Source organism: Phyllobacterium sp. P5_D12 (assembly GCF_054049495.1).
Genome location: NZ_JBFUMG010000608.1, coordinates 1 through 2,503, shown reverse-complemented (window position 1 = coordinate 2,503; position 2,503 = coordinate 1). Strand labels below are relative to the sequence as shown.

Annotated in this window: 2 protein-coding genes; both read left to right on the top strand. The window is 52.2% G+C overall.

Going from position 1 to position 2,503, the window contains the following annotated elements:
• Window positions 1–483: 483 nt before the first annotated feature.
• Window positions 484–1,929 (top strand): oligosaccharide flippase family protein, encoded by a 1,446-nt coding sequence (locus ACXJ5O_RS24175; RefSeq protein WP_457302126.1) that lies wholly within the window; start codon window positions 484–486, stop codon window positions 1,927–1,929.
• 37 nt (window positions 1,930–1,966) lie between these two features.
• On the top strand, window positions 1,967–2,503 hold a 537-nt coding region (locus tag ACXJ5O_RS24170; protein ID WP_457302125.1), incomplete at its 3' end, for a glycosyltransferase family 2 protein.

Genomic DNA, 2,503 nt, shown 5'->3' with positions numbered 1-2,503 from the left:
CCCGTAGCCAGAATTGTGTGGCCATGAGTTCAATCCGGATTTGTTCGTCTTCAATCATGGGTTCTCTGGTCCGATGCAGTCAGTACAGCCGTCTAACTAAAGACGCTCACAAGCAAAATTGACAATTGGCTTCAGAGACATAGGACACATCCAAAAGCGGATCATACGTGCTTGCTTAACAACGAGTATGTTGGTGCGCTCCACATTTGAGCGATGTCAGGATGAACCGGGCTACCTCGGATTGATTCAAGTATGTTTGGTTGCCCTTTGTGATTACGTCAAATGGCTATGTTACTGTTCATCTCATTGGTCAGCTTAAATGAAATGACGCGAGCAGTTATCGTCGCAATGAGATCGACGTCCTGTGCGATTCTGTGTGTTTGAATAATAGTTCAAACTGAAGTTTTTTGCACTCATAAGGCGTTGGCTGGGTCCACTACACGCGGGGGTATCTAGGTGGGGAATGTTCGCCGGGCATATTTTATGGCGGCCTTGGAACAATATTCACAGGTAATTGTCAGCATATCGATGATTGCCGTTCTGTCGCGTCTACTGGACAGCACGGAGATCGGGCTTGCGGTCATCGGCCTGGGGATAGGGACCATTGCGTTTAATTTCCGAGAGTTCGTGACATCGGAATATCTCATTCAACGCGAAGATGTTTCGGAAGAAGATATTCGCACTGGCTTTACTCTTATATTCGGCTTTTCAGTTGCGATCGGCTCGTTTCTTATTCTTCTGGCTCACTGGTTCGCTGGTTTTTATTCCGAAGCGGGTCTTAGCGGATTCGTCTGTATTCTGGCGATTTCCGGTGTGATCGATGCACCAGTCAGTACCATCGCTGCACTGCTGCGACGGGATATGGAATTTGGCAACCTCACCCGCATCAACGCGCTAGGGAGCATTGTCAACGCCTTGGTAACCATCGCGTTTGCATGGTTCGGCTTTGGCTTTATGAGTTTTGCCTGGGGAACACTGGCATCTGCATTGGTCAGGACGGCTCTTGGATTCCATGCCCGACCGATCTTCTGGATGTTCAATCCTCGACTGAAAGGCTGGCACGAGTTCTTCGTTTTCGGTGGCTACAAAGGCGCTTCGACAGTTCTCGACAGGACATATGAGGCACTGCCCCAACTGGTGCTGGGGCGCATCATGCCGTTGACTGCCGTCGGCCTCTTTAACCGCGCGAATGTTGTCTGCGGACTCCCCGACAAGATATTGCTGTCCGCGATCTTTTCGGTCGCGTTTCCTGCATTTGCAGCTGAAGCCAGAGCGCAACGAAGCGTCAAGGACGCCTATCTGAAAATCATCAGCTATATTACAGCGCTCTATTGGCCCGCAGTTCTCGTCGTTGCTATTCTTGCCCATCCGATAGTGCATATTGCACTCGGGCAGGCTTGGGATGCTGCAGTTCCACTTGTTCAAATCCTGTCAGTCGCGGCCATCTTCTGGTTTCCCAACATATTGACGTTCCCGGTATTGGTTGCTCTCGGTGCAAACCGGGAAGCGTTTCGAGCAAATTTTATCGGGCGAGGCATGTCGATGATCGTCATCTGTACTGCTAGCTTTTTTGGATTATATGCGCTGGTGCTAAGTCAATTCATCGCCCTGCCGTTCCAGATGCTTATTTCGCTCGTCTATGTTCGCCGGCATGCACCGTTCCACTGGCAGGAGTTGTTCGCCATACTCGCCAAAAGTGCGGTCGTAACCCTCGGGGGGATTTTGGGACCGCTCGGTGTTCTTGCCGCGCATGGCTTTGCGTTCGATCTCTCCATTCTACAGGCACTTGTTGCCGGCCTATTTTCGGCAATCGGGTGGGTGGCGGCTCTGGTCATAGTCAAGCATCCATTCCTCGAAGAGCTTATCCGGATTGTCGGACTGTTTCTGCCGCGGCTTATGCCGAACAAGCAGGGAGTGCCGGCCGAATGAATAATGCGAGATTGTTAGAAGCGTGGGGATGCATGCTGTGAAGTCCGTTGACGTCGTCATACCAAACTATAACTACGGTCGCTATTTGCGGGCATGCGTTGGCAGCGTGCTGTCGCAGGATGTCGAGAAACTGCGCGTCCTGATCGTCGACAACGCCTCGACTGACGACAGCCCGGAAGTGGCACGAGAGCTTGCAGCGATGGATCCGCGGGTCGAGTTGCGGCTGCACGAAACAAATCTCGGCCCGCACGCGTCGTTCAACGAGGGGATCGATTGGGCGGAATCGGATTATTTCCTGATATTGTGTTCCGATGATTTTTTGGTACCGGGCGCGCTCAACCGTGCCGTCACCATCATGGAACAAAATCCCGACATTGCTTATACCTATGGTCGGGATGTGGACATCCAGGGCGACTCCCCGATTCCCAGCATAGCGGGGCAGCAGACACAACCACCGTATCGGCTGGACAGCAGCCGTTCCTTCATCGAGCGCTTCTGTCGTTTAGGGGTTTTCCAGATACCCGGCCCGTCGATTATCATCAGGACCAGCGTGCAAAAACGCACGGGTTACTAT